This window comes from Flagellimonas eckloniae (assembly GCF_001413955.1).
Lineage (GTDB): Bacteria > Bacteroidota > Bacteroidia > Flavobacteriales > Flavobacteriaceae > Flagellimonas > Flagellimonas eckloniae.
In genome coordinates this window covers 3,699,542-3,725,843 of the sequence record NZ_LCTZ01000002.1, presented here as the reverse complement: position 1 = coordinate 3,725,843, position 26,302 = coordinate 3,699,542, and the positions used below count along the sequence as shown (strand labels likewise).

General features: G+C 36.8%; 23 protein-coding genes. 11 read left to right on the top strand and 12 right to left on the bottom strand.

Going from position 1 to position 26,302, the window contains the following annotated elements:
• Positions 1-10: 10 nt before the first annotated feature.
• From fusA to rpsL, 3 genes are read right to left on the bottom strand one after another with little or no spacing between them, the layout of a single operon-like run.
• Positions 11-2,143, bottom strand: a complete 2,133-nt coding sequence (gene fusA / locus AAY42_RS16060; RefSeq protein WP_055397039.1) for an elongation factor G — start codon at positions 2,141-2,143, stop codon at positions 11-13.
• Between the two features lie 8 nt (positions 2,144-2,151).
• Positions 2,152-2,628 carry a 30S ribosomal protein S7 gene (gene rpsG, locus AAY42_RS16055; protein ID WP_055397037.1) on the bottom strand — a complete coding sequence of 159 codons (477 nt, stop codon included), beginning with the start codon at positions 2,626-2,628 and terminating at the stop codon, positions 2,152-2,154.
• 6 nt (positions 2,629-2,634) lie between these two features.
• Entirely contained in the window at positions 2,635-3,009 is a 375-nt protein-coding gene (rpsL, locus tag AAY42_RS16050; RefSeq protein ID WP_031445118.1) for a 30S ribosomal protein S12, read from the bottom strand.
• A 548-nt stretch (positions 3,010-3,557) separates the two neighbouring features.
• On the opposite strand from rpsL, the gene AAY42_RS16045 reads away from it, so the two are divergent.
• From AAY42_RS16045 to rlmB, 8 genes are all read left to right on the top strand, one after another.
• Positions 3,558-6,659, top strand: coding sequence for a SusC/RagA family TonB-linked outer membrane protein (locus tag AAY42_RS16045; protein ID WP_055397035.1), 3,102 nt, complete (start codon positions 3,558-3,560; stop codon positions 6,657-6,659).
• 11 nt (positions 6,660-6,670) lie between these two features.
• The gene (locus tag AAY42_RS16040) at positions 6,671-8,173 is read left to right on the top strand and encodes a RagB/SusD family nutrient uptake outer membrane protein (RefSeq protein ID WP_055397033.1); all 1,503 of its coding nucleotides are present in this window, start codon (positions 6,671-6,673) and stop codon (positions 8,171-8,173) included.
• A gap of 67 nt (positions 8,174-8,240) precedes the next feature.
• Entirely contained in the window at positions 8,241-8,681 is a 441-nt protein-coding gene (locus tag AAY42_RS16035; RefSeq protein WP_055397031.1) for a hypothetical protein, read from the top strand.
• Between the two features lie 58 nt (positions 8,682-8,739).
• Complete coding sequence (locus AAY42_RS16030) at positions 8,740-9,486, top strand: hypothetical protein (protein WP_055397029.1); 747 nt, start codon at positions 8,740-8,742, stop codon at positions 9,484-9,486.
• On the top strand, positions 9,487-12,258 hold the full coding sequence (locus AAY42_RS16025) for a TonB-dependent receptor (protein WP_055397027.1): 2,772 nt from the start codon (positions 9,487-9,489) through the stop codon (positions 12,256-12,258).
• 2 nt (positions 12,259-12,260) lie between these two features.
• A complete protein-coding gene (locus tag AAY42_RS16020; RefSeq protein ID WP_055397025.1) occupies positions 12,261-13,496 on the top strand; it encodes a DUF4249 domain-containing protein in 1,236 nt (411 codons plus the stop codon).
• A gap of 22 nt (positions 13,497-13,518) precedes the next feature.
• The gene (locus AAY42_RS16015) at positions 13,519-15,249 is read left to right on the top strand and encodes a hypothetical protein (protein WP_175288778.1); all 1,731 of its coding nucleotides are present in this window, start codon (positions 13,519-13,521) and stop codon (positions 15,247-15,249) included.
• 24 nt (positions 15,250-15,273) lie between these two features.
• On the top strand, positions 15,274-16,011 hold the full coding sequence (gene rlmB / locus AAY42_RS16010; RefSeq protein WP_055397021.1) for a 23S rRNA (guanosine(2251)-2'-O)-methyltransferase RlmB: 738 nt from the start codon (positions 15,274-15,276) through the stop codon (positions 16,009-16,011).
• A gap of 3 nt (positions 16,012-16,014) precedes the next feature.
• Here rlmB and AAY42_RS16005 read toward each other — a convergent pair whose 3' ends face one another.
• Positions 16,015-16,749, bottom strand: coding sequence for a rhomboid family intramembrane serine protease (locus AAY42_RS16005; RefSeq protein WP_055397019.1), 735 nt, complete (start codon positions 16,747-16,749; stop codon positions 16,015-16,017).
• Between the two features lie 133 nt (positions 16,750-16,882).
• Between AAY42_RS16005 and AAY42_RS16000 the strand changes: the two genes are divergently transcribed.
• The gene (locus AAY42_RS16000) at positions 16,883-18,160 is read left to right on the top strand and encodes a replication-associated recombination protein A (RefSeq protein ID WP_055397017.1); all 1,278 of its coding nucleotides are present in this window, start codon (positions 16,883-16,885) and stop codon (positions 18,158-18,160) included.
• Here the strand turns inward: AAY42_RS16000 and AAY42_RS15995 are convergent.
• Genes AAY42_RS15995 through radC form a run of 6 tightly spaced genes read right to left on the bottom strand, consistent with a single transcriptional unit; the run spans position 18,157 to position 23,768 of the window.
• On the bottom strand, positions 18,157-19,005 hold the full coding sequence (locus AAY42_RS15995; RefSeq protein ID WP_139063751.1) for a hypothetical protein: 849 nt from the start codon (positions 19,003-19,005) through the stop codon (positions 18,157-18,159). The genes AAY42_RS16000 and AAY42_RS15995 overlap by 4 nt on opposite strands.
• A gap of 13 nt (positions 19,006-19,018) precedes the next feature.
• Positions 19,019-20,476, bottom strand: coding sequence for a DUF5723 family protein (locus AAY42_RS15990; protein WP_055397013.1), 1,458 nt, complete (start codon positions 20,474-20,476; stop codon positions 19,019-19,021).
• Positions 20,473-21,021, bottom strand: a complete 549-nt coding sequence (locus AAY42_RS15985) for a hypothetical protein (protein ID WP_055397011.1) — start codon at positions 21,019-21,021, stop codon at positions 20,473-20,475. The genes AAY42_RS15990 and AAY42_RS15985 overlap by 4 nt, the downstream gene beginning before the upstream one ends.
• Before the next feature lie 56 nt (positions 21,022-21,077).
• A complete protein-coding gene (locus AAY42_RS15980; RefSeq protein WP_055397009.1) occupies positions 21,078-21,767 on the bottom strand; it encodes a YjjG family noncanonical pyrimidine nucleotidase in 690 nt (229 codons plus the stop codon).
• The gene (locus AAY42_RS15975; protein WP_055397007.1) at positions 21,760-23,055 is read right to left on the bottom strand and encodes a polysaccharide deacetylase family protein; all 1,296 of its coding nucleotides are present in this window, start codon (positions 23,053-23,055) and stop codon (positions 21,760-21,762) included. The genes AAY42_RS15980 and AAY42_RS15975 overlap by 8 nt, the downstream gene beginning before the upstream one ends.
• An 11-nt stretch (positions 23,056-23,066) precedes the next feature.
• Complete coding sequence (radC, locus tag AAY42_RS15970; RefSeq protein ID WP_055397005.1) at positions 23,067-23,768, bottom strand: RadC family protein; 702 nt, start codon at positions 23,766-23,768, stop codon at positions 23,067-23,069.
• Positions 23,769-23,821: 53 nt separating this feature from the next.
• Here radC and AAY42_RS15965 point away from each other — a divergent pair, with 53 nt between their 5' ends.
• Positions 23,822-24,271, top strand: coding sequence for a DUF1569 domain-containing protein (locus AAY42_RS15965; protein ID WP_055397002.1), 450 nt, complete (start codon positions 23,822-23,824; stop codon positions 24,269-24,271).
• Between the two features lie 15 nt (positions 24,272-24,286).
• Here the strand turns inward: AAY42_RS15965 and AAY42_RS18175 are convergent, their stop codons facing one another.
• Positions 24,287-24,472, bottom strand: a complete 186-nt coding sequence (locus tag AAY42_RS18175) for a hypothetical protein (RefSeq protein ID WP_139063750.1) — start codon at positions 24,470-24,472, stop codon at positions 24,287-24,289.
• Between the two features lie 65 nt (positions 24,473-24,537).
• Positions 24,538-25,893, bottom strand: coding sequence for a UDP-N-acetylmuramate--L-alanine ligase (locus tag AAY42_RS15960; protein ID WP_055397000.1), 1,356 nt, complete (start codon positions 25,891-25,893; stop codon positions 24,538-24,540).
• A 96-nt stretch (positions 25,894-25,989) separates the two neighbouring features.
• Between AAY42_RS15960 and AAY42_RS15955 the strand changes: the two genes are divergently transcribed.
• Positions 25,990-26,301, top strand: coding sequence for a cupin domain-containing protein (locus AAY42_RS15955; RefSeq protein ID WP_055397996.1), 312 nt, complete (start codon positions 25,990-25,992; stop codon positions 26,299-26,301).
• Position 26,302: the final 1 nt, after the last annotated feature.

Here is a 26,302-nt window from a genome sequence, read left to right as displayed (position 1 = left end):
TGCTGAAAAATTAAGCGGTTACTCCTTTTACTGATTTAATAACTTCTTCTGCAATATTGCTAGGAGTTTCTGCATAACGCGAGAATTCCATAGTTGAAGTAGCTCTACCAGAGGACAATGTTCTCAATGATGTTACATAACCGAACATTTCTGATAATGGTACTTCACCTTTTACAACTTTTGCACCAGCTCTATCACTCATATCACTGATTGTACCTCTACGTCTGTTAAGGTCACCCACAATATCACCCATGTTTTCTTCAGGTGTAAGCACCTCAATCTTCATGATTGGTTCCATGATAACGGCTCCAGCAGCTTTACCAGCAGCCTTATAACCCATTTTTGCAGCCAATTCGAAAGAAAGTGCATCAGAATCCACAGGGTGGAATGATCCATCTTTCAATACCACCTTCATGGTATCCATTTCAAATCCAGCCAATGGACCGTTTTTCATTGCAGCTTTAAATCCTTTCTCAACCGATGGAATGAATTCTTTTGGAATACGACCACCCTTGATTTCATCAACGAATTGTAGCCCAGTTCCTTCGAAATCTTCATCCGCAGGACTCATTTCAAATATAATATCACCAAACTTACCACGTCCACCAGATTGCTTCTTATACGTTTCTCTGTGAGCCGCCATTTTGGTAAGCGCTTCTTTGTATTCAACTTGTGGCTCACCTTGATTTACCTCAACTTTGAACTCACGACGTAAACGGTCAACAATAATATCTAAGTGAAGCTCTCCCATTCCAGAAATAATAGTCTGTCCTGAAGCTTCATCTGTTTTAACCTGGAATGTAGGATCTTCTTCAGCTAATTTAGCCAAAGCCATACCCAATTTATCTACATCAGCCTTTGTTTTAGGCTCAACCGCGATACCAATTACAGGGTCAGGGAAGTCCATACTCTCAAGTATAATAGGATGTTTTTCCGAAGACATAGTATCTCCAGTCTTAATATCCTTAAATCCAACTGCAGCACCTATATCTCCAGCCTCGATATAATCAATAGCATTCTGTTTATTGGAATGCATTTGATAAATACGTGAAATACGTTCTTTTTTACCTGAACGATTGTTCAATATATAGGAACCAGCATCCAAACGACCTGAATATGCCCTAAAGAAAGCCAAACGACCAACGAATGGATCCGTAGCAATTTTAAAAGCCAATGCTGAAAATGGTTCTTTTGAATCAGGTTTTCTAGTGATTTCATTACCCGTATTAGGATCCGTTCCTACAATATCATCCTTATCTATAGGTGATGGCAGGTAACGACAAACAGCATCTAACAAAAACTGAACTCCCTTGTTCTTAAATGAAGAACCACAAATCATAGGAATGATAGCTCTGTCCATTACTGCCGCTCTTAGCGCTGCATGTACTTCTTCTTCAGTGATAGAATCTTCATCTTCGAAGAATTTCTCCATTAACTCTTCATCATACTCAGCAACAGCCTCAATTAAAGCAGCTCTATACTCCTTTACTTCAGCTTTCATATCCTCAGGAATATCAACAACATCAAACGTTGAACCGAAGTTATCATCATGCCAAACTATGGCTCTGTTCTTTGCCAAATCAACGATTCCTTTGAAATCAGCTTCTTCACCAATTGGCAAAACAATAGGCACAGCATTAGAACCAAGCATGGTCTTAACTTGCTTACAAACCATAAGGAAATTAGATCCTTGACGGTCCATTTTGTTCACAAATCCTATACGTGGAACTTTATAGTTATCGGCCAATCTCCAGTTAGTTTCTGATTGTGGCTCAACACCATCAACGGCACTAAACAAGAAAACCAAACCATCCAATACACGTAATGAACGATTCACCTCAACGGTAAAATCAACGTGTCCGGGAGTATCTATAATATTAAAGTGGTATCCTTTTGCATCAGCAGTGGGCTTTCCATTTTCCGTAGGAAATTCCCAGGTACATGTTGTAGCAGCAGAGGTAATGGTGATACCACGCTCTTGCTCTTGCTCCATCCAATCCATAGTTGCAGCACCATCATGCACCTCACCTATTTTATGGCTTACACCTGTATAAAAAAGAATACGTTCTGTAGTAGTGGTTTTTCCAGCATCGATATGCGCTGCAATACCAATATTCCTTGTGAATTTTAAATCTCTTGACATTTTACCAACTAGAATCTAAAGTGAGAGAATGCTTTATTGGCTTCCGCCATCTTGTGAGTATCTACTCTTTTCTTAACCGCCGCGCCTTCTTCTTTTGCAGCAGCCAAAACTTCTGCAGCCAATTTTTGCGCCATGGATTTTTCGTTACGCTTTCTAGAATAACTAATCAACCACTTCATTGCCGTAGATATCTTTCTATCTGGACGGATTTGCATTGGAATTTGAAATGTAGCTCCACCCACTCTTCTACTTCTTACTTCAACATGTGGCATTACATTGGAAAGTGCATCTTTCCATAACTCCAAAGCAGTTTTTTCCTCGTCAGTATTTTTTTCTTCAACGATATCAATTGCATCATAAAAAACCTTGAAAGCAACTGATTTCTTACCATCCCACATCATCATATTTACAAAACGTGTTACCAATTGATCGTTAAATCTTGGATCTGGCAACAACGGTCTTTTCTTCGCCTGTCTTTTTCTCATCTCTTCTTATTTTTTTGGACGTTTTGCACCGTATTTAGATCTTCGCTGTGTTCTACCTGCAACACCTGCAGTATCTAATGCACCACGGACGATATGATATCTAACTCCTGGCAAATCCTTTACTCTACCACCTCTAACCAATACTATCGAGTGCTCTTGGAGGTTGTGACCTTCACCAGGGATATATGCGTTGACTTCCTTACCATTTGTAAGCCTCACCCTTGCAACTTTACGCATTGCAGAGTTTGGTTTTTTTGGTGTAGTTGTATAAACACGCGTACATACCCCTCGTCTTTGAGGACACGAATCCAAAGCAGCCGATTTACTCTTCTTGGTAATTGTGACTCTTCCTTTTCGTACTAATTGTGAAATTGTTGGCATTAAAATTTCTGTTAAAAATGTAAACAACCCTCTTTTTGAGGGCTGCAAATGTAGTGATATTTCGGAATAATTCAAATAAGGGGGGACTATTTTTTGCTAAAAAAATTACCCCCTTAAACATTTATCCTTTTAATGGAAAAATACACAAAAAACCGGAGCTCGAACCAGAGTCAAAAAAGTGAAAAGAAAACTTGCTATATATTAAGGTATAGGATTCATTAAACAACAATTGTTAAATACAAAAAGAAATATCACATCTTACTAAGAGAGTAAAAATCCACGCCTAAAATGCCCAAATTTTCATAACATACACTTAACACATACATATTCTTACCGTTTAGGATTATAAAAATCAATAATTAGCAATCTCTTTTGTGATGTCTAGATGTTAAATTATCGTCATTTGTTAAAATATTGAAGATAATTCACTTATACACCCTCTTTTTAACAGAAAAATAAATTATGCGCGCATAATTTTATAGAGAAAAAGTTGGATTATTAACATGAAATTATGATTTTAGCGCCTAGCTAATTCAAATAATTTCAAAATGAGAACAAAACTTAATGGATTGTTAACGCTTTTTATGGCGTTAATTGTGCAAATTTCATTTGCTCAAGACAAAACGATTTCAGGTAACGTCACTGATACTGACGGATTACCATTACCTGGAGTTAACATTGTCGTAGGAGGTACTACAAATGGTACTCAAACCGATTTCGATGGAAACTACTCCATCAACGCTTCCGAAGGTCAAATTCTACTCTTTTCCTATATAGGGCAAAAAGATGAAAGAAGAACTGTAGGAGCCTCAAGTACTATTAATGTACAAATGCAGGAAGATGCACAAGCCTTGGGTGAAGTTGTTGTAACTGGGGTTGCCCAGGGAACTTCCAAAAAGAAACTTGCTTTTAAGGTTGAAACGGTTCCCGTGACTGGAGTTCAGTCTGTACCTACACCAGATGCTGCTTCAGCGCTTATTGGTAAAGTTGCCGGTGCTCAAATTGTACAAGGTGGTGGTAACCCTTTAAGAAACTCAGCAGTAATATTAAGAGGTGCTAGTTCTATTGAAGGAAGTACAGCTCCACTTATTATAGTTGATGGTATTATTACTGAAGGTTTCTTAAATGAATTCAGTACACAGGATATCAAATCTATAGAAGTTGTTAAAGGTGCTGCTGCATCTTCTTTATATGGTTCTTTGGCGGGTAACGGGGTTATCCAAATTATCACAAAACAAGGAACTACCGAAAAGCCAAGAGTTACTTTACGTTTCGAGAATGGTTTTTCTAACGTGCAGAATCAATACCCAGTAGCTAGAAATCACGACAGATTGTTGGATGCCAATGGAAATTTTGATGTGAGCAGTGGTGCCATTGTTCCAGACCCAGATGGTATTTTTGACAATCCTTGGCCGGGTCAGATAGTTGATAACGTTGGTAACTTAATTACTTCCCAAGCGTATCAGCAGATTACTGCCAGTGTATCACAACGTCTTGATAAAGTATCCTACTTTACTTCTTTGGAAAGAACTGAGGTTGCAGGGATAATAGATGGTGTTAAACCTTTGATCAGGACCAATGCAAGGTTGAATTTCAAAGTGGATTTGAGTGATAGATTGCAATTGGATATGACAAATTATGTTGTTCGGAGAACTGGTCAGGAAGTACAACAATCAGGTCAGGGCGATAATATATTTTTCAATTTATTGACTGCAGATCCTACTGTGGATTTAAGCATTCCTAATGCTGATGGAAGCTTCGTTCCTTTCTACGAAGGAAATGGTTTTTTAAATGAATATCAGAACCCATTGTATGTGTCAAGAAATCAAGCTCAAGATTTACAAATCAATAGATTGACCTCTGCTATTAATTTGAAGTATAAGATTACTGACAATTTAACTTTTGACACACAGGTTTCAACGGATCGTGGTAGTCAAAGGTTTACTAACCTTTTTCCTAAAGGCTATATTTCAGGGTCTCAATTCAATGCCAATGTTGATAACGGATTTATTTTTGATTTAAGAGCTTCTAGGGCTCGTGTAAATGCAGCTGCTCAATTAAACTACAACAATAGTTTTGGAGATTTTAATCTAAGAAGTTCATTACGTTACTTGCATGAAGATGTAAAATCTGAATTTACCACTGCTCAAGGGTCAAATTTCTTGACTGAGGGAGTGACCACACTTCAACAAGCTACCGAAAACATTTTGATTACTTCTGGAGCAACAAGGGAAAAAACTCAAAATGTGTTCTTTTCAATGGATTTAGATTGGAAAGACAAAATAATCATAGGGGCATTTGCCAGAACAGACCGTAGTTCTTTGTTTGGAGAAGAAAACAGAGACCAATTCTTTTACAGAGGTTCTTTTGCATATCGTTTAGGAGAAGATATCACTGCAGATTGGTTGGATGAGTTAAAGTTCAGAGCTTCTTTTGGTACAGCTGGTCTTCGTCCAAATTTTGGTGATATTTTTGAAACCTTTACAGTAACCCAAGGAAATGTTTCTCCACTTCAAATTGGTAATCCTAACTTACAGTCCCCTACTATAGAAGAGCTTGAAGTTGGTATAGATGTAGCTATTTTAAACAAATTGGAACTTTCGTTAACGTATGCGAAGTCTAATACCGAAGATGCTATCCTTACTGTTCCATTATCAGGAGCTGTTCCAGGTACTGTTCAAAGACAAAATGTAGCTTCCACAGAGTATGAAGCTTGGGAAGCAGCCTTTTCCGGAACTCCGATAGAAAACGATAATTTTTCATGGGATTTTGGTGTAACATTTGCTGCCGTCGATAACATGATTACGGATCTAGGTGATGTAGCACCTTTCAACAGAAACATAATAAACTTTGGTGGTCAAATTACCGCTGCAGTAGATGCCGATCCTGCCGTTAATGTATTTAGAGTTGAAGCTGGGCAGCCGTTTGGGGCAATGTTTGGTAATTCACTAGCTCAATCCCTAGATGATTTAACCGTTCAAAATGGTGTAGTAATCAATGAAGGCTTAAACTTACCATTATCAGATTTTTCTGTAAACGAATTTGGACATGTTATCGTTACGGCAAATGAAGGACAATCTGGATTAGTGAGTGCAGGTGGTGAACAAGCTATCCGCAAATGGAATCCTGATGACAACCAAGCTGCCGTTGGTGTATTCGGTGATACAAATCCAGATTTCATTATGGGCTTCAAAAATACTTGGACTTATAAGAACTTGAGCCTTTATGCATTAATTGATATGCAAATAGGAGGAGATGTATACAACTACACTAAGCAACTTTTATATTTCAACGATAGACATGGTGACCTCGATTCATTTGGTGCAGCTGGACAACAATCGTCTTATGCTAACGCCAGTTCTACAATCTATAATGGCGGTGCGCCAATTGACTATTTTGTTGAAGACGCATCTTTTGCCAAGATTCGTGAAATTTCATTGTCCTACACCTTGGACGGTGACACATTTGGACCTAAAATTCCTCTGGAAAGTGTGAAATTCACTCTTTCTGGTAGAAATTTACACACTTTCACAAATTATTCAGGATTTGATCCAGAAGTAGCTTTAAGTGGTAGCCCTATTTTTAAGTTAGATGAATTTTCGTTCCCCGTCTTTAGAACTTTTGCTGCTTCGGTACAAGTAACATTTTAAAAAAAAAAGCAATGAGAAAAGTAATTTATTTAGTAACGGCATTATTGGTAATGTCGTGTTCGCAAGAGGAATTCAACATTGGAAACCCCAATCAAGCAGATGCTGCTAGGGTTTTAGCCAATGCAGCGGATTTCCAAAACTTTAACATCTCTAACCATACCACAATGTTGACAGCTCAAGTTAGCTTTTCAGGTATTTATTTTAGAGGTGCAGCCGATCAATTTTCTACGACCAATGCATTTAGAGGGTTTTGGGATTATTGTGACCAGCCAAGAAGACAGGTTTTAAACACAACCTCTAACGATGATTTAATTTACCAAGCTGGTCTTCCATGGGTCGACTTCAATGGTGTAATCAACAATGCCAACATTGTAATTAATAATATCGAAAATGATGGTGGTGAAGTAATCGTTAGTGGCTCTGATGTAACTGAACAAGAACTGGCAGCAGCCTACTTTGATAAAGGTGTCGCCCAAGGTTACTTGGCTTTAATATATGACAAAGCCTATATTGTTGATCCGGATACAGATCCAAATGCTTTGGAATTTTCTACGTATCAAGAATTATTGGATGCTTCGCTTGCAAATATTACTACTGCAATTGGGTTGGCTTCTGGTTCTTTTGAGTATACCTTGTATGCCTCTGGACCATCTTTGGATGCAGCTACTTTTACTCAATTGGCAAATAGCTATATGGCTAGATTTGCAATTGGGGTTGCAAGAACAGACGCTGAAGCTCAGTCTTTGGACTACAATCAAATCTTGACATATGCCAACGCTGGTTTAACAGAAGACTTTTTTCCACCAGCTCTTGAAACTGTATTTTTTAACAACTTTCAAGATTGGTCATTGTTTCTTTTAGGTGATGGTGCTGGTTATATGCCAACAGATCAAAAAATCACTCATTTATTTGATCCATCATACGATACAGATTATCCAACGGATGCGTCTATTATTCTTCCAGCTGCAACTTCGGACGATCCAAGACTGGATTTGTATTATGAGTATGTTGCTGAGAACTTTGGATTCCTCAGAGAATCAAGGGGAAGACAATTATTTTCCAGTTATAGAACCATTAAGTTCTTTAATGATAACGATCAAAATCAAACAGGTATTCCTGTGAATATTTTCCCTAAAGCAGAGATTGATTATATCAAGGCAGAATGTTACTACCGTCAAGGAAACTATGGTGCAGCAGTAACTGCGTTGGATGCTTCACCGCGTATGTCAGTAGGTATGCAGAGTACAACTGCTGCTGGCCCTAACGTTCTTAATGCACTTTTATATGAAGTTTCTATTGAATTGGATTTGGCATCAGGTATAATAGTACCATGGACTTTTATGCGTAGACATGACATGCTTCAAGCAGGTACACTTACTATGTACCCAGTTCCAGCTTCAGAATTGGAAATTACCCAAGATGAAATCTATACTTTTGGTGGTCCTGCAGCAGCTGGCGAAGTAGGTACTGCAAGTGGTTCCAATGATTGGAGAAACATTAATCTGGTTTATTAATTTAAATCACTTAAAGTTCATTTAACTAAATACGAAAAGCCGCTTTAACCAGCGGCTTTTTTTAACTATGAGAATTAAATTCATTTTTGTTTCATTGGTATTCTTAAGTCTTGTCGCTTCTTGTATCAAAACAGAAAAACCATGCCATAAAGCAGATACCATTGGTATTCAGTTTACACCTCCGTTTGACTTTACAAAATCTGATACATTACAAATAGATGACCTAAAGTTTACCCATGTTAACAATATAGATAGCTTTCAACTTGGAAATTACCTTCCAAATAAAACAATGGTCTTTTTTGAATTAGAGGGTAAACAAGCAAAAGAAAATTCCAACCAAATCACAATTGGAACAGCCTTGGGTAGGAAATTAACTAAATCCGGTCAATATAACATTCTTAATGGTGCAGAACTTTTGACTACTGGAAAATTGAGAATTTCTAGGAAAGACGGTAAAAACATCAAAATATGTTTTCCGCCAAACTATCAAGCCATTCTATTGGATTAAAATAAAAACAGGCCTTAATAACAATTTTGCCAAATGTATACTTTCAAACTTCTTGTGTATGTCATCAATAAAAAGAAAGCTTAGCGTTTCTTTTCCTTTTATTTACATCCTTTGCGCTCTTTCAACATATCAAGTAGGAGCCCAATCCTCAGATATTACATCAATCCTTAAACAATTTGATAATATAATTGATTATCAAAACTCCGGAATTTATTTTGGCAAACCAAATACACCTTATCCAAATATAAATGAGGAAAATCATCCCTTCTTTGCATATTTGGACTACCAAAATGCTTCGGTAACATACAAAGGCCAGCCTTATCTTGATCTTCAAATCAGATATGACATTGTTAGGAATGACATTCAAATACTCCCAGATAAAAAACTAAATCTATTAGGAATTACGCTATTCAAAGAATTTATTTCCGATTTTTCAATTGGAAACTTTCATTTTGAAAGATTGGAGGGTATGGAAATGGAAAAAAAATTCTTTCAAATTATCCTGAAAAACCCATCATTCTCTTTGTTTAAAAGTTACGTCAAAAAAGAAAAGGAAAGATTAAAAAATAGAAACGTTCTCTACAACGAATATGTGCTGGACACAACTCTTTTTATTTTGTCGAACGGTCGATTGGAAGAGATAAAATCCAAGAAACAACTTATTGCATTTTTCCCAGATGACAAAAACACCTTAAATATCCTTTTCCAGCGTAATAAGTCAAAAAAAATGTCAAAAGATGCTATTATAATAGCTGTACTAAAAGATTGGCACTCAACTATTTTAAATCCTAAATCTGTAGAATAAATGTTTAGATGTTGTACCAATCTTTTTGCTATTCTATTTTTTTACGGTGTCTCTTATGCACAGATAAAGACAACAACTTTCTCCATTGAAGCCCAAGGTGAGACAAAAGAACAATTGCTCAATAAAATTGAAGCTTCTACGGGTTTTAAGTTTTATTATTTAGCTGAATGGTTGGATAACACCCCTATTTACAAATCGTATGGGAATAGCACAATACAAAGTGTTTTAGAGGATGTACTCGCAGATACCAACTTGCATTTTATAGAATATGGTAATGGAAACGTGTATCTCACACAAGGAAGGCTTATTCACGATTATTTGCCGGATGACTTTTTTCCAGCTATAAAAGAGGTGACCACAGAATCTTCTGATACCAATGAGGCTTCATCAATTTCTGTTGTATTGGATAACCAAAAGGCCCCTGAAAGAAGGAGAAGAAAAACCGTAAGAATAGGAAAACAAAATGCAGGTGCTACCAATTCAGAATTTACAATATCTGGTTATGTTAAAAATGAGCTTAGCGGAAGCCCCCTTCCCAATGTTGTTGTAAGTACGGACAAGAACAAAAACACCCTCACCAACAACCAGGGGTACTATAGTCTCGAATTACCTTATGGCCAAAACATAATTTTTACTGATGCTCTAGGGCTTGAACGTATGGAGCAACCAGTTGTAGTCTATAGCGATGGTGTTCTTGATATAACATTAAAGGAGAGTGTTGAGCAATTGGATGAAGTAATTATAAGTGCAAACAGCAGACAGGTCATAGACGGAACCACTACCGGTAAAAACACTATAGAATCTGAAGAGTCCAAGACAATACCGGTTGTTTTGGGAGAACGTGATCTACTAAAAATTGCAACAACCCTTCCAGGAATCACAACTGCTGGTGAAGGCTCTGCAGGATTTAACGTGAGGGGAGGAAAGACTGACCAAAACCTTATTCTTTTAGATAACTCGGTTCTTTATAACTCCTCGCATTTCTTTGGAATCTTTCAAGCTTTAAACCCGTATACGGTCAAATCCATTGATATTTATAAAGGAAATATCCCCGCAGAATTTGGCGGAAGGCTTTCATCCGTATTCAATATCAATACAATAGATAGTAATACTGAAAAAATATCTGGTGAAGCTTCCATAGGCCCCGTTACTGGTAATTTAAAGTTGGAAATTCCCATTGTAAAGGAAAAGGCAGCTTTGATGGTAGCTGGCCGAGGCACATATTCAGATTGGATATTGGGAGCTTTGGACAATGAAGATTTACAAGGAAGAAGTGCTTTTTTCTATGATTTGATTGCCAAATACCAACATGAGCTCAACTCAAAAAACAATGTTGAAGCTATGGCATATTATAGCAAAGATGCCTTTAGTATAACCCAAGATTCCCTTTATGCTTATGAAAATAAGCTTGTTTCAATGCAATGGAACCATAAATTGAATGAAAAGCACCAGGGAAGTTTAAAACTTTCTAGAAGCGATTACTTTTTTGAAATCGATTATGATGGTAGACCACAAATAGACTTCAACTACAACTTCAATATCAAGGAAACGCAACTGAAGCTTAAGATGCGATATGCTGCTAATACAAATCATTCCTTCACCTATGGGATATCGAGTAAGTTATATGAACTAAGCCCGGGAACCATAGATGGAAAAAGTGAGCTAAGTCAAGTTGAGGAATTTTCGCTGTCCGAAGAGAAAGGCTTGGAGTCCGCCATTTTTATCGCCGATAATATAAAAGTTTCAGAAAAGCTGCAATTGGATTTAGGTTTACGGTATTCAATTTTTAATGCTATCGGACCATCGGAACAACGAATTTATGCCGAAAACCAGCCCAGAAACGAAACATCTTTATTAGAAACCCAAAGTTTTGATAGTGGAGACTTATTTAAGACCTATTCCTTTCCGGAAGTAAGAGTAGGTGCACGATATTATATTAAACCAGATTTTTCGGCCAAAGCTAGCTATAGTAGTTCTACCCAATACATTCATTCGCTATCAAACAATACAACTGTATCTCCCATAGATACCTGGAAACTTTCAGATATAAATATAGAACCACAAAGAGCTTCCTTATTTTCTGCGGGATTATACAAATTCTTTGGAGACAATACCTATGAAACCAGCATAGAAGGGTTCTACAAAACCCAAAACAACATTTTAGATTTTAAAGTAGGTGCCCAACTGCTATTAAATGAAGTTATTGAACAAGAAACACTTCAGGGAAAAGGAAAATCATATGGGGTTGAATTCTTGTTGAAAAAGAATAGAGGTGCGCTAACTGGATGGCTTGGGTATACCTATTCAAGATCCTTCTTTCAATTAAGAAGCGATTTTCCAGAGGAACAGGTGAGTAATGGCGAGTTTTTTCCAGCAAATTTTGACAAACCCCATGACATAAGCTTGGTATCGAATTACAATATCACAAAGCGATTGAGTTTTTCCACCAATTTCACATATCAAACCGGTAGACCAGTAACTTTTCCTACAGGAACCTTCTTTTTCAATGGAGAACAACAGGTTTTGTATAGTCAAAGAAACAAGTTTAGAATCCCCGACTATTATCGTTTGGATATAGGGTTCAATCTTGAAGGCAATCATAAAAAAAAGAAGTTAGCACATAGTTTTTGGAGTTTTTCCATTTACAATGTCCTTGGAAGAAATAATCCATACTCCGTGTTTTTTGTTACACAAGATGGAGAGGTAAAAGCCTTCCAAAGTTCTGTTTTCAATATTCCGGTCCCATCCCTAACCTATAATCTTAAATTCTAAGTATGAAAAAATCAGGATACATGTTTAGGATCAAAAAAAAGATATTCTTTGCTATCGCATTATCTTTAATCGTTATTTCTGGCTGTGTAGAACCCTTTGAAATATCACCACAGACTTTTGACGATGTTCTTATTGTTGAGGCAACATTGACCAATGAAGAAAAAACGCAGGTCATTTCTCTTAGTAGAACTGGAATTTTGGGAAGTACGGAGCCTATTTGGGAAGAAGGAGCTGAAGTAATTGTCACCCAAGATTCAAATAACACACTAAGATTCCTCGAGACTCAACCAGGTATTTATGAATCTGAATTTGAATTCGCGGCATTACCAACAAGCAGTTATCAATTGTCAATCACTACAAGAGATGGGGATAGTTATACTTCCAATCAAGAAAATCTCCCCTCCTCTGCCGTTATTGATGATGTAATAGCCAGAAAAATAACAAATGACGATGGTATAGAGGGAATTGAAATCTTTGTAAACAGTTTTGATGCCACTGGCCAGTCTAAGTTTTATCGATATTCTTATGAAGAAACTTATAAGATAATTGCACCCCAATGGAATCAGTTCGAAGCTTTTGTTGTTTCGGAAAACCCGCCATCAGTTGATATTCGTTTAAGACCACAGGAAGAATTAATATGTTACGGAAACAATGCGTCAAGCACAAGTATTTTGTTTTCAACCACCACTCTTAACGAAGATCGTGTCTCTGAATTGCCCATTAGGTTTATTGAAAAATCAGATTTCATAATCGCACACCGCTATAGCATATTGGTAAAACAAATTGTTCAGACAGAACAGGCCTTTCAGTTTTATGAAAAATTACGGGAGCTTTCAAGTCAAGGAAACCTGTTGTCCCAAAGTCAGCCTGGGTTCTTGATTGGAAATGTTTTTCCTGACCAGGAAACATCCAAGAGTGTTACGGGTTATTTTGATGTTTCTTCAGTTTCCACAAAGCGACTTTTTTTCAACTTTGAAGATTTTTTTGATGATATTGGAACGCCCGCCTACATAGTAGGTTGTGAACAAATTTTAACACCCACGCTGGATGCAGACCGTTTTGGAAATTCAGCATTGATTCAAGCAATACAAAACAATTCATTGGAATTTTTTAATGATAATGTTGGTATGGGCGGCGTTACACCACAAGGAGAAGGGCCTTTTCAAATGGTTCCACGAATCTGCGGTGATTGTACAGTCATTGGAAGCAATGAAGTTCCAGAATTTTGGATTGAATAAGAATAAAATGACCAAAAATCAAATGTTTAAACATAAAGCAATATTACTTTTTATTTTCTGCAGCATTATTGCCGCAACGAACTCAGTACTTGGTCAAACTGAAACTACAATCCCCAATGAAAGAACTTATGTTCACACTAGTGCTACCCTGCTATTTCCTGGTGATTATCTGTATTACAAGTGCTATGTTCAAAGATTGGACACCAAAAATTTGAGCAATCTTAGCAAAGTGGTATATGTAGAATTGATAAATGAGGAACAGGAACTAATTTTTCACCATAAGCTTTTTCTTGATAAAGGACTGGCTCATGGAGATTTTTTCATCAACCAATCCTTGTCCTCGGGAAACTATAAATTAATCGCCTATACGCAATGGATGAAAAACCTGGGAGTGTCTATTTTCTTTCAACAGGATATTTCAATCATTAACCCTTACACCAATGATCAGAAAGAAATTCTAAAAACTGATGCCGATACAATTGCTGAAAATAGTATGGCGTATGATAATAAAAATAAGTTCGAATTTTTAAAGCTTTCTGTCGATAGCGATAACTACTCAACTAGAAGTATGGCCTCTTTATTAATTGAAGCCGCTACGGATGATGTGAAAAAAGGATCATATTCCATCTCAATAAAGCAAAAACAACCCACTGAAGCCGCCAGAAGTATTGGGGCAGATGAGTTTAATAGTTTTTACAGAACAATTCCCGAAGAAAATAGCTTGCTTAACTCAAGTTTCTTGCCAGAACTGCGTGGCGAACTAGTTATGGGAAAGGTATTGGACAAAGAAACATTAAAACCTATTAAAAATACCCGTGTAATCCTTTCTGCTTTGGGGCAAGAAACACTTTATACCGTTGCCTCTACAAATGAACAAGGGAAGTTTTATTTTAACATAGCACAACCTTATGATCAAACGTCCGTTTCGCTAAGGCCTCTTGATAACTCAAATCATTCGGTAAAGGTTATGGACAAGGAAAAAAATGACTATTCAAAAATTGAATTCTTCAATTTAAAGATAGATAGTACGTTAAGAACCAAAATATTGGACAAAAGCATACACAATCAAATTGAAAATGCCTTCTCTGCTGTAAAACCAGATTCAATTTCCATTCAAAAACCTAAGTTGTTTTTTGATGATGAATATCTGGTCACTTATAATTTAAGTGATTACACTAGATTTCCAACTTTCAGACAAACGGTACAAGAAGTTATCCCAGATATCGGGATAAAAAGAATTAATGGTGAAGACAGCTATTCTGTTAGAACACCCGACAACGTACTTTTTAATGCCTTACCCTCAGTTATGCTGTTGGATGGTTTATTAATTGATGAGCATTCCAAATTAGGCCAATTGGATGCGCGGGAAATTGAGAAAGTTCAGGTTTTTACTTCAAACTTCATTAACAATGGCGCATATTATAAGGGTGCTATTCTTATTGAAACCAAGGATATGAAAGATGCCACCTCTATCAAGACGTACTCGGATGACCTGCGACATACACTTTCAGTTCCCCAAAAAAGAAAAAAATATTTCTCCCCGAATTACACTAACGAAACTGAAAAAAATAACTCCATCCCTGACTTTAGGTATCAACTTTTATGGTATCCAGATTTTAGTTTTAGTGGTAAAAAGAATGAAATTGAATTTTTTACCTCGGATTTACAAGGTATTTTTGAAATCTCACTGGAAGGATTTACCTATAGTGGAAAACCGGTTTCCTTAAAAAGTTGGTTTACCGTTATGGATTAAATAAAAAGTGATAAACCCTTGTTAATGGATCATAAAAATCAGGTCTACGGTATTCGAGCTATATTGGAAGCAATTAATGCCGAACAACCTATCAACAAAATATTTCTCCAAAAAGGTATTGGTGGTGAATTGTTCAAGGAATTGGAAGCTGTAATTCGGAAAAAAGGAATAAGCAGTTCCTATGTGCCTGTTGAAAAGTTGAACAGGTTGACCAAAAACAATCATCAAGGTGCGGTTGCCAATATTTCCCCTGTACCTTTCCATAATTTTGAAAACTTGGTTGAAGGTATTCTTGAAAAAGAAAAAAATCCGTTCTTTTTGCTTTTGGACCAAGTATCTGATGTTCGGAATTTTGGTGCCATCATACGAACAGCAGAGTGTTGTGGTGTTAATGGTATAATCATACCTAAAAGTGGTGCAGCGCCAATTACCGAGGATACGATAAAAACCTCAGCTGGAGCTGCATTTAAGGTACCAATAACAAAAGTGGACCATCTTAAGGATGCCATATTTTATCTACAATCCTCAGGAATTAGTATTGTTGCCGCTACAGAAAAATCAGAAGAAGAAATATATACCGTGAATTTTAATCAACCCTGTGCCATTGTCATGGGAGCGGAGGATAGAGGTATTTCGGCATCTATTCTAGGGCTTGTTGACCATAAAGCAAAACTTCCCCTACTAGGTGAAATAGGCTCGTTAAATGTATCCGTGGCCTGCGGGGTCTTTCTTTATGAAGTGGTTAGGCAACGTACAAAATAGTAATTATTCATCGTCCTTTTCCTTTTCCTTGAAATGATATGTAATCTTTACGGGGACATCATCACCTTTATCATTTTGTTCTTCAATAAAATTTCCGTTTTCATCAAAATGTTTTAAAAAAGGATCTTCCTCCTCATTATAACCTTCCCTCTCCCATTCATACTTTTTTTCTACAGGAACCTTGATCTTTGTCATAAATGCTAACAGAAAACCGGTAATAAATCCGGATAGGTGACCTTCCCAAGAAATAGTATCCTTCACTGGAAAAATATACCATAGCATACTGCCATATATAAACACAACTATCAATGAAAGTGCCACCAATCTGAAATGTTTGGTAAAAACACCCTTAAAAAAAATAAAACTGGCCAAAACATAGATTAGGCCACTAGCCCCTATATGATATGATGGTCTTCCAATCAACCATGTTAAAAAACCTGAAGCAAAAACCCCTAACAATAGGGTCCGTAAAGCTGCCCTTCTATAAAAGAAAATCAGAAACGCGGTCAAAACAGCTAGCGGAATGGTATTGTTGTACAGGTGTTCAACCGACCCATGAATGAATGGACTGAACAACACTCCTTTCAAACCGGAAAACCTTCGTGGGTAAATTCCATACTCATTAAAATTGACCCCAAATTTAACTTCGATCCAGAAGACAGTCCAAATAGAAAGTACGGCCAATAAGGGACCGAATAAAATCCAATTTGAAAATTTAAAATGGTTGTTCTCTGACATACTTATTTAAGAGCAATTTACTTACCATTAAGGTGAATTTACACAAATTGTCATGTTTGGCGTACCATAATTATAGCAAATCATTCTTTATTTAAGGTAATACATCCTGCAAATTTATTTTACTTTTATTGTCATGAACGAACCTCTTGCGGAACGCATACGTCCCCGAACATTGGAAGAATATATTAGTCAAAACCATTTGGTTGGGGAACAGGGTTCACTTACCCATCAAATTAAAAACGGTATTATTCCATCCTTGATCCTATGGGGCCCTCCCGGAACCGGTAAAACCACACTTGCCAATATAATAGCCAATGAAAGCCAAAGACCTTTTTATACCCTTAGCGCAATAAGTAGTGGCGTTAAAGATGTACGGGAAGTAATTGAAAAGGCAAAACAGAGCGGAGGACTGTTTACTGCAAAAAATCCCATTTTGTTTATTGATGAGATTCATCGTTTTAGCAAATCGCAACAAGATTCATTGTTGGGTGCGGTGGAAAAAGGCTGGGTAACACTGATAGGGGCAACCACAGAAAATCCGAGTTTTGAAGTAATTCCTGCACTTTTGTCAAGATGCCAAGTTTATGTTCTCAATCCTTTTGAAAAAGAAGATTTAGAGGCTCTTTTGAGTCGGGCCATAGCTTCTGATGACATCATTAAGTCAAAAAAAATAATTCTTAAGGAAACCGAAGCATTGTTAAGACTATCTGGGGGTGATGGTAGGAAACTTCTCAATATTTTTGAGTTAATTGTTAATTCTGAAGCTGGTAAAAAAATAACAATAACCAATGAAATGGTCTTACGTAAAGTTCAGAAGAACACAGTACTTTATGACAAGACCGGAGAACAACATTACGATATTATATCGGCTTTTATAAAGTCTATTAGAGGTAGTGATCCAAACGCGGCAGTATATTGGCTAGCCCGAATGATTGAAGGTGGTGAAGATGTTAAGTTTATTGCCCGAAGATTGGTCATCTTGGCCTCTGAAGATATTGGAAATGCAAACCCAACGGCCCTTGTGCTGGCAAATTCTGCCTTTCAGGCAGTAAACACAATTGGATACCCGGAGGCCAGAATAATTTTAAGCCAATGTGCTACATACCTAGCCAGTTCCCAAAAAAGTAATGCCAGCTATGCCGCCATTAAGGAAGCTCAGCAGAAAGTAAGAGAGACCGGTGATTTGTCCGTTCCTCTCGCAATTAGAAATGCCCCTACCAAATTGATGAAAGACTTGGGATATGGAAAGGGGTATGGCTATGCCCATGACCATGAAAACAATTTTGTTGAGCTTGAATTTCTCCCTGAAGAAATATCAGGAACTACATTCTACAGACCGGGTGACAATCCACGAGAAAATGCCATGAGAGAATTTTTAAAAAATAGATGGAAGAGTAAGTACGGGTTTTAGAACTTAATGTTCAATTCCGTAAGCTTTTTTTCGCCGTTTTCCGTAGACTCTAAAAACCATTTGTCGTTTTTCTTGAAGACCAATCCATTACCTGCCCCATGCCCTCCAATCATAAATACATTATCCATTGAAGTAGATATTAATTTCAATACAACTTTTGGAGTACTATCTATAAGCTGATACCCATTTTCAGTTGGTTGTGCATATAACAAATCTGAAGTTATAGGTTTGGATTCCATAACTTCTTGTTTCTTTTCAATTGTTGACGCTACAGGCTCCACAGTCTTAAAACTTTGGTTTTCCTGAGTTGCCTCTTGTATAACGACCTTACTTTTCTTTGGTTTCTCCTCAATAGATTTTACGTCGTTCTTAAAACTTACTGTAAGGGGCTCCTCTGCCTTTATTGGTTGTTTTTTTGGAGTATACTGATATGGTAATTCTTTAATTGAAACAAATGCTTTTTCAATAGCTTCTGAATACGCTGCCTTAAACTCTTTGATCTTACTTTTACCCTCAACCGTCTTAAAAACTTCCAAGGATTGGCAATCCTTCAAAACAAGGGTAGTCTTTGTACTGAACATACTCGAATTGTCTACCAAATTCACCAATAGTCCCAAACATCTATTTTTACTTAAATCCTCAGGTAAAGCGTCATCATATACGGCCGAGAATCCCTTTTGAACAAAAAGATGTTTAATCTTTGTACTTGTCAAATGCTTGTTCTCAGTCTTATAGGCATCAAATTTCTTTGGCACAATGATATATTTATAATCGTTCAACTGAGCACTTGTAATGCTGTTAAACCCTATTGTAAATAGTATTAAGAGTAAAAGTTTAGATTTCATTTTAGGAAGATAATCAATTATCGTTCCAAGATATAATATTAAATCCAAACTGTAAAGAAGCGTAATGGGTATCCGCTATATTTTGATAAGACAAGAGGTTATCTCCCAAAATGTAAAAATTTACTGGGCCCGCTTGAAGACTAAACCCCAAACCAATGTTGGATAATGAATATTTATCTACGGTATAGGTAGTTTTTAACGAGAATGTCCTACCCAGTTTTTTTTGATAAAAACCTGTCAATGCCGCCTGTAATCCACGAGGTCTTTTAATGAAATACAATTGCCCGCCAACACTATTTCTGTACATCTCCTCATATTGACCGCTACCTCCTGCATTGATTCCACAACCACAATCTTTATTTGAAGCCTCCCTTAAACCAAAATCATATCGTATGGACCCATAAGCCTTTATTGGTCTTAGGGAAATGAATCCATCATCATTGTTATCAAAGGGAACAGATTCTTCTATCTCATCAATCAAATCTTGCCATAAATCCACACCTAAATTGGTGATATCTTCCGGTAAAACAACTTCAATACCCTCATTGGTTGCACTCCCATTTAATGTGTAATTTTTAATATCCTTGGAATGGTATATAAAGCCCACATCCAATACACTACCCGCTATGGTCGTCTGCGGATTAAGTTTATAGGAAAATCCGGCATCAAACCCCAAACCAAGATTACCTCCCAACAATACCCTTTTGGCAAATAGGCTTGCTAAATCTTTTTGCGTAGTTGAAGTGTCTTCATCCAAAATGTCCAAAATACCTTCTACTCCAGATGTCTGGAGTTCCATATCTGCAACAATAGTATTTGCATAAATGTTATCCAAGCCTTCCGTTGTGCTAAAAGTGCCTGAGTTTTTTGTTGATTTAAATTCAAATATGCTAGAATACAATTTGGCCCTTGCCCCAACTGTTAATGTATTACTTACTTTTCTATTTACCCCAAAATGGAAAACATTTACCATTTCCCCTCTTACATTAAGGTGCCCTAAATCAAAAGACCTCCCGATATTGGCTCCCCCATTCCCTTCAAAAGCCAAAATCGCCAAATCTTCCGGCCAATACACAATGATATCGGTCTCTCCATAAATTCCAAAGGAATAATAATCATTTGGCCTGTTTCTTCCTCTAAACCCCACATTAAAGCCTTCTATTTGACTTGTTGTACTAATATCATCGCCCTTGGTCATTGCATCCAAAACGCGTTCTTGTACTTTGGTGGTAAAGTCAATTCCATCATTGGCAAATAAGTCATTTACAGTAACGCCACTTGTCCCTGCTTGGAACGCCAATCCAGAGATAAATGGGATTCCCGTATGCCACTTTTCCATAGTTTTGACTCCTGGGTTAACCATAAGTGATTGCGGAATCTCATGAAAATCGTACAACAACTGCTTATTTTGGGAGCATACTGTAGCTACCCCAAAAAGGATGGTGAAAAGGAACTGAACGGTCAACCTCATTTTAATCGAAATAAAAATTCGGCGGCGGAGCCCATTGTAATTTTTGGTTCTGATGAAGATGACACACTGGTTGTATCACCCAAATTACTTGCCGTTACCCTAAGATTTGAAGTATTTATCAAAATATCCAGACTTTTCCCAGTAGGACCATAGGCTACTTCTCGGGAGGATAGTGTTGGCTGGGAATCAACATCAAAAGTTTCCACATCCAATACGTTACCTGCTTCATCCAAAAATTCTATGACTATATTTAATCTTTTACTGGTAGTGTTTTCAAATTCATAGGATATTGTCCCTTCCAACAATCGTTCTGCCACAAATTGTTCTGTAAAAGCATCAAAATTGAAAATTTGGGAATAAAATACGTTTGTAGTGTTTACAGAATTGATGAATGCCTCGTCGGATTCTAAATAAAAAATACTGGATGTAAGGGTTGGGGTAACACTTAAATCATCAAATTGACCAAAATCCTGTTCTTCGGAACAAGAAATCGTAGTTAGGAAAACTGAGAGCACCAACAGTCCAAGAAAAAATAATCTTTTCATAGCGTAAAAAGCATTTCTAATAAAACAATAGAGGTTGGCTATACCCTACTATAACTCTATAAAAAGCTTTTTATTTCAATAAGATCGCTTATCATTAGACACAAATCATGCTCAGGTTCGCTATGTGCGTTAAAATGAATGGATTCCATTCCAACTGCCCTTGCTCCCATAATATCTGCTTCAAGATTATCTCCAATCATCAAGGAATTTTTTGGCGCAACCTTTGCCTTTTGTAAGGCCAACTCAAAAATATATGGATTTGGCTTTTTGACTCCTGCCATTTCAGAATTGATGACCTGATCAAAATACTTGTTGATATTTGATTCAACTAATTTTTTATCCTGAATTTCCTGAAATCCATTAGTGATAATATGAAGATTATAGTTGGGAACCAGATATTCCAATATTTCAACGGTATTTGGAAATAGATGGGTGAAAGATGATAAATGGGCAATGTAATCATCAGCCAAAACATGAATTATTTCATCGGAGACTGATGCTCCAACTTTATCAAAAGTGTTTTTTAATCGTTGATATCGTAGCTGGGCTTTACTTATTTTTTCTTCCCGATACAATTTCCAAAACTCAAGGTTTATGGGCACATATACCTCTAAAAAATCTTCCAGAACCACACTTACATCATTTTCTTTTAGAATCTTCTTAAAGGTAAGCGCCGAATTTCTATCAAAATCCCACAAGGTATGGTCCAAATCAAAAAAAACGTCTGTAATTACGTCTTTAAACATAATATCTTCTTAAAACCAATTGATAAAGTTCCATCCATTTTATTCTGTGTGTACTTCCCAACAATTCATTTGAAAAGATAGTGAGCATCTCACCATTTACCTGTTTTACCAATCTATAAATACCATCCATTTTCTCAAAGGCCTCTTCTTTCTTTTTTAAGTGGAGCAAGGAATAATCATGAATGGCAAAAGGGTGCACCATTAAGGGTTGTTTTACTTCCATATTAATATCATAAAAATAAAAAGGGGTGCAGGTTCCTGCCCTAAAACCTACCTCATGTGTATATCCCATGGAAAAATCATCTGTAAACTCAGTTTCGATAAGATTCCGATAGGTAACTGGAATATTTACCTTGTTATACCGTAATCTTGAATAGCTTACAGGTCTATTTATCAAGTTTGATAATTGTTGTTTTTCCTCTTTTAAAACCTTTTTATCTGTTGATGAGAGAAAAGAACTACTCAAAGAGACGGCACTATAATCAGCAACCGATTTTATCAGATATCTAAACTTGTTATTATTGGGTGAAATATTCTTATCATGCTCTGAATATTTGGCAAACTGAAAGAAAAACATTGTTTGTATGGGGAATTTTTTATGTATCTCCACCAATTCTTGAAAATTGTCGAAAGGATCCTTTTTAAAACCCAAAAGCACGGAAATCCTTTTCACAAAACGTCTTAGTTTAAAACGGCCCAAATCAAAAAGAAACCCACCAATACTTCTAACCAAGCCCCTATAGGCATAGCAATGTGATGTTGTAACATTTATGATTGAAGTAAAACGATAGGCTCTTTTTTTATGTTCTATGTTAGGGAAAACTTCTTTAAGCGCAGTTATCAATTTATACGCCCATAAATCGACAACTGGAAGCTCTAAAAAATTATTTTGATAGGCTATACTTTCCTTTGCTGGAAATCTTCCCAAACTATCTTTAACATGTGGAAGGTACTCCTCATATCTACTTAAAAGAAAAAAGCTTGCTGAAAAAATATCGTACGGAATGGAGCTTTTATCACCACAACTAAAAAAACAGGGAACTCCATCCCAATTGGCAACCTTAATTTCCAAATCGTTGATTCCTTGTTCAAACAACAGATCATTGCTCCGAATAAAAAATTCGTTTTGAAGGGGTTGTTTTGAATAGGTTATTTTTGGTCCTGAATGCTTGATAAAATCTTCCACCTTTGTTGTAAAAGCAATTTCTACACCTAAAATTTTTTCAAAAATATGCCTTGCCGTATAGGTAAGTCTATTTGTGATTTTATGTGTAAATATCAATAACATTCGTCTTCTTTCTATAGTATTCCCTCATCCGCAAAACTAAAATAATCATGCTGGGTCACAATCAAATGATCCAATATCTTAATATCCAAGGCTTCGGACGCCACTTTTAGCTTTTTAGTGATCTGTTTATCCGCTTCGCTGGGCTTAAGTGTTCCCGATGGATGGTTGTGCGCCAAGATAATCCCCACGGACCCAAGTTCCAGAGCTTGTCTTAAAACCAAACGAACATCCACCAAAGTTCCAGTAATTCCACCTTTGCTAAGTTGATTCTTCTGTATAACTTTATTTGAATTGTTAAGATAGATAATCCAAAACTCTTCATGTTCCAAATCTCCCATGGTAGGATACAACAAATCAAAAGCATCCTTGCTGCTTAAAACCTTTGAAATTTTTTCACCTTCCCCTCCTCCTCTTCTTCTTCTTCCCACTTCCAACGCAGCTGAAATGGAAACTGCTTTTGCCTCCCCAATTCCTTTAAACTGCATCAATTGATTAACAGAAAGTTTGCCCAACTCATTCAAGTTGTGATTTACGGATGCTAAAATTCGTTTAGAAAGTTGAACTGCGCTCTCCTCTTTATTACCTGATCCTATTAAAATTGCAATGAGTTCGGCATCTGAAAGCACAGAACGCCCTTTCTGAACCAACTTTTCCCTTGGTTTGTCATCATCGGCCCAGTTTTTAATAGAGAAAGATGCGACTTTTTCTTGCATGCTTTAAATATAGGGGAATATTTATGTAATTTTCTATACTAATTTATATGTATATGAAATCGCTTTTTGATTCTGAAGCCCATTCAGAAATTTTAGACAGAATTACTTCCCTTAGTGTATCCAGCAAAGGAGAATGGGGACAGATGGAGGTAGGCCAAATGCTTTTCCATTGCCAATTTCCATTAAAGCTTGCGCTGGGCAGGTATACCATGGAAAAGCCCAGCCCAGTTATGAAGCTTTTGTTCAAAAGCTTTAAAAAGAACATGTACAATGACAAACTCTGGAAGCCCAATTCCCCAACAGCAAAGGGTTTTAAGGTTGTGGATAAAAAAGAGTTTGATCCTGAACAGAAAAACCTCGTTACATTGGTCAATGATTTTCATGCCGAAAAAGATAGAACGTCATGGGAACCACATCCCGCCTTTGGTGTTTTTACCCATGATCAGTGGGGACAAATGCAATACAAACATTTAGATCATCACTTAAGGCAGTTTGGCGTATGAAATCATAAACAAATACTAGTGGTTCTCATCCTCATCCTGTATTTCTTGGTGTTCAATTTTAGGGCGGGTATCATGAATCATTCGGTCTTCCTCTAAAATGACATTGGAAATACCCAGCATAAAAGCCGCCATTAAAATGGAAGCAAAACGGCGAAGTCTCTTCGGTATGTTTTCAATGAAAGTATGGAGTGGCAATTTCACGTAAAATAAATGACAATTACCATTCCAAGAATAAAACTGACAAAATTACCTTTTTACCTCCTTCTTTATTGAAATAAAGTTTTCAAGTTTTCAAAATCCAACCCACCGTAATTCCCAGAACTCATTAGCAAAAGTGAGGAATCATCAAAGTTTTGAGCAAAAAGATACTCCTGAAATGCTTTGGCATTAGTAAATATCTTTAAATCTTCTCGCTTTAACGCTTTTGCGATCTGTTCCGAGGTAACTTCTTCCAGCTGTTTGATTTTTACAGCATTTGGTGAATAAAAGACCACAGCTTCGTCTGCTGCATCCAATGCTCCATTATATTCTGTCAAAAACTCGGCATTAAGACTGCTATAGGTATGAAGTTCCAGACAGGCAAGGAGTTTTCTCCCTGGGAATTGTTCTTTAACAGCTTGGGTTGTTGCCTTTACTTTACTTGGAGAATGTGCAAAATCTTTAAACGCCACTTTGTTTGAACTTTCCGCAATTTTTTCCATTCGTTTTGAAGCTCCCGAAAATGATGCTATCGCCTCGTAAAAATCAGCTTCGTCCACTCCCATTTGTTGACATATCCATTTGGCTCCCGCCAAATTATTCAAGTTGTGTTTTCCAAAAATTTCAATGGGCATTTCCCCCTCTGGAGTGTCCAATACGGTAATCCCATCCGCCACTTTGTAATTTGGTGTGGCATACGGAAACTTACGAATTGTATTTTCTGTAGCCTCTACAACACTTTTCACCTTTAAATCTTCTTCATTATAGGTAATACTACCGCCCTTGACTATTCCATCAACAAAAATCTGGAACTGATCCACATAATTATCAAAAGTGGGAAATACATTAATGTGGTCCCAAGCAATACCACTTAATAACGCAATATTGGGTTGATATAAATGGAATTTAGGTCTTCTATCAATAGGTGAGGACAAATATTCGTCTCCCTCCAAAACAATAAAGTCATTTTCTTCAGTAAGGTGAACCATTCTTTCAAAGCCTTCCAACTGTGCTCCCACCATATAATCCACAGCTATATCTTGATAATCCAACACGTGAAGAATCATAGATGTAATAGTGGTTTTTCCATGGCTTCCCCCAATAACAACCCTTGTTTTATGCTTTGATTGCTCGTACAAAAATTCAGGATACGAATATATTTTCACACCTAGTTCCTGTGCCCTTAGCAATTCAGGATTATCAGGTTTGGCGTGCATGCCCAAAATAACAGCATCAAGCTCAGCATTTATCTTTTCTGGAAACCAACCAAATTCCAATGGCAACAACCCTTTGCTTTCCAGTCGTCCTTTTGAGGGCTCAAAAATCACATCATCACTACCGGTTATCGTATATCCCTTATGTTCCAATGCCAAAGCAAGATTGTGCATGGCGCTACCTCCAATGGCAATAAAATGGATTTTCATTTTTTCTGTTTAACAATCAAAAATAGACATTGACAAAATCAATCCAAACAAAGAATGAATCTTATTAATTTCTATCTTGAAGAAAATTTATACGTTATGAATCTATCAGAAATAAAATCCAAGGAAATCATGCTTGGCTATCATGGAAAAATGGTGCACAGTGAAACAATGTCATGGGTTTTTTGGGATGTTGAAAAAGATGCCAAAGTTCCAGAACATCATCATTTCAACGAACAGATCATGCATGTTGTGGAAGGTTCTTTTGAATTTACTGTTGGTGGAAAAACCGATATTTACAAGCCAGGAGATGTTGTTATTGTTCCATCAAACATTCCGCATAGTGGAAAGGCGTTGACGGCATGTAAATTAATGGACATTTTTAGTCCGGCAAGAGAAGAATACAAGTAGT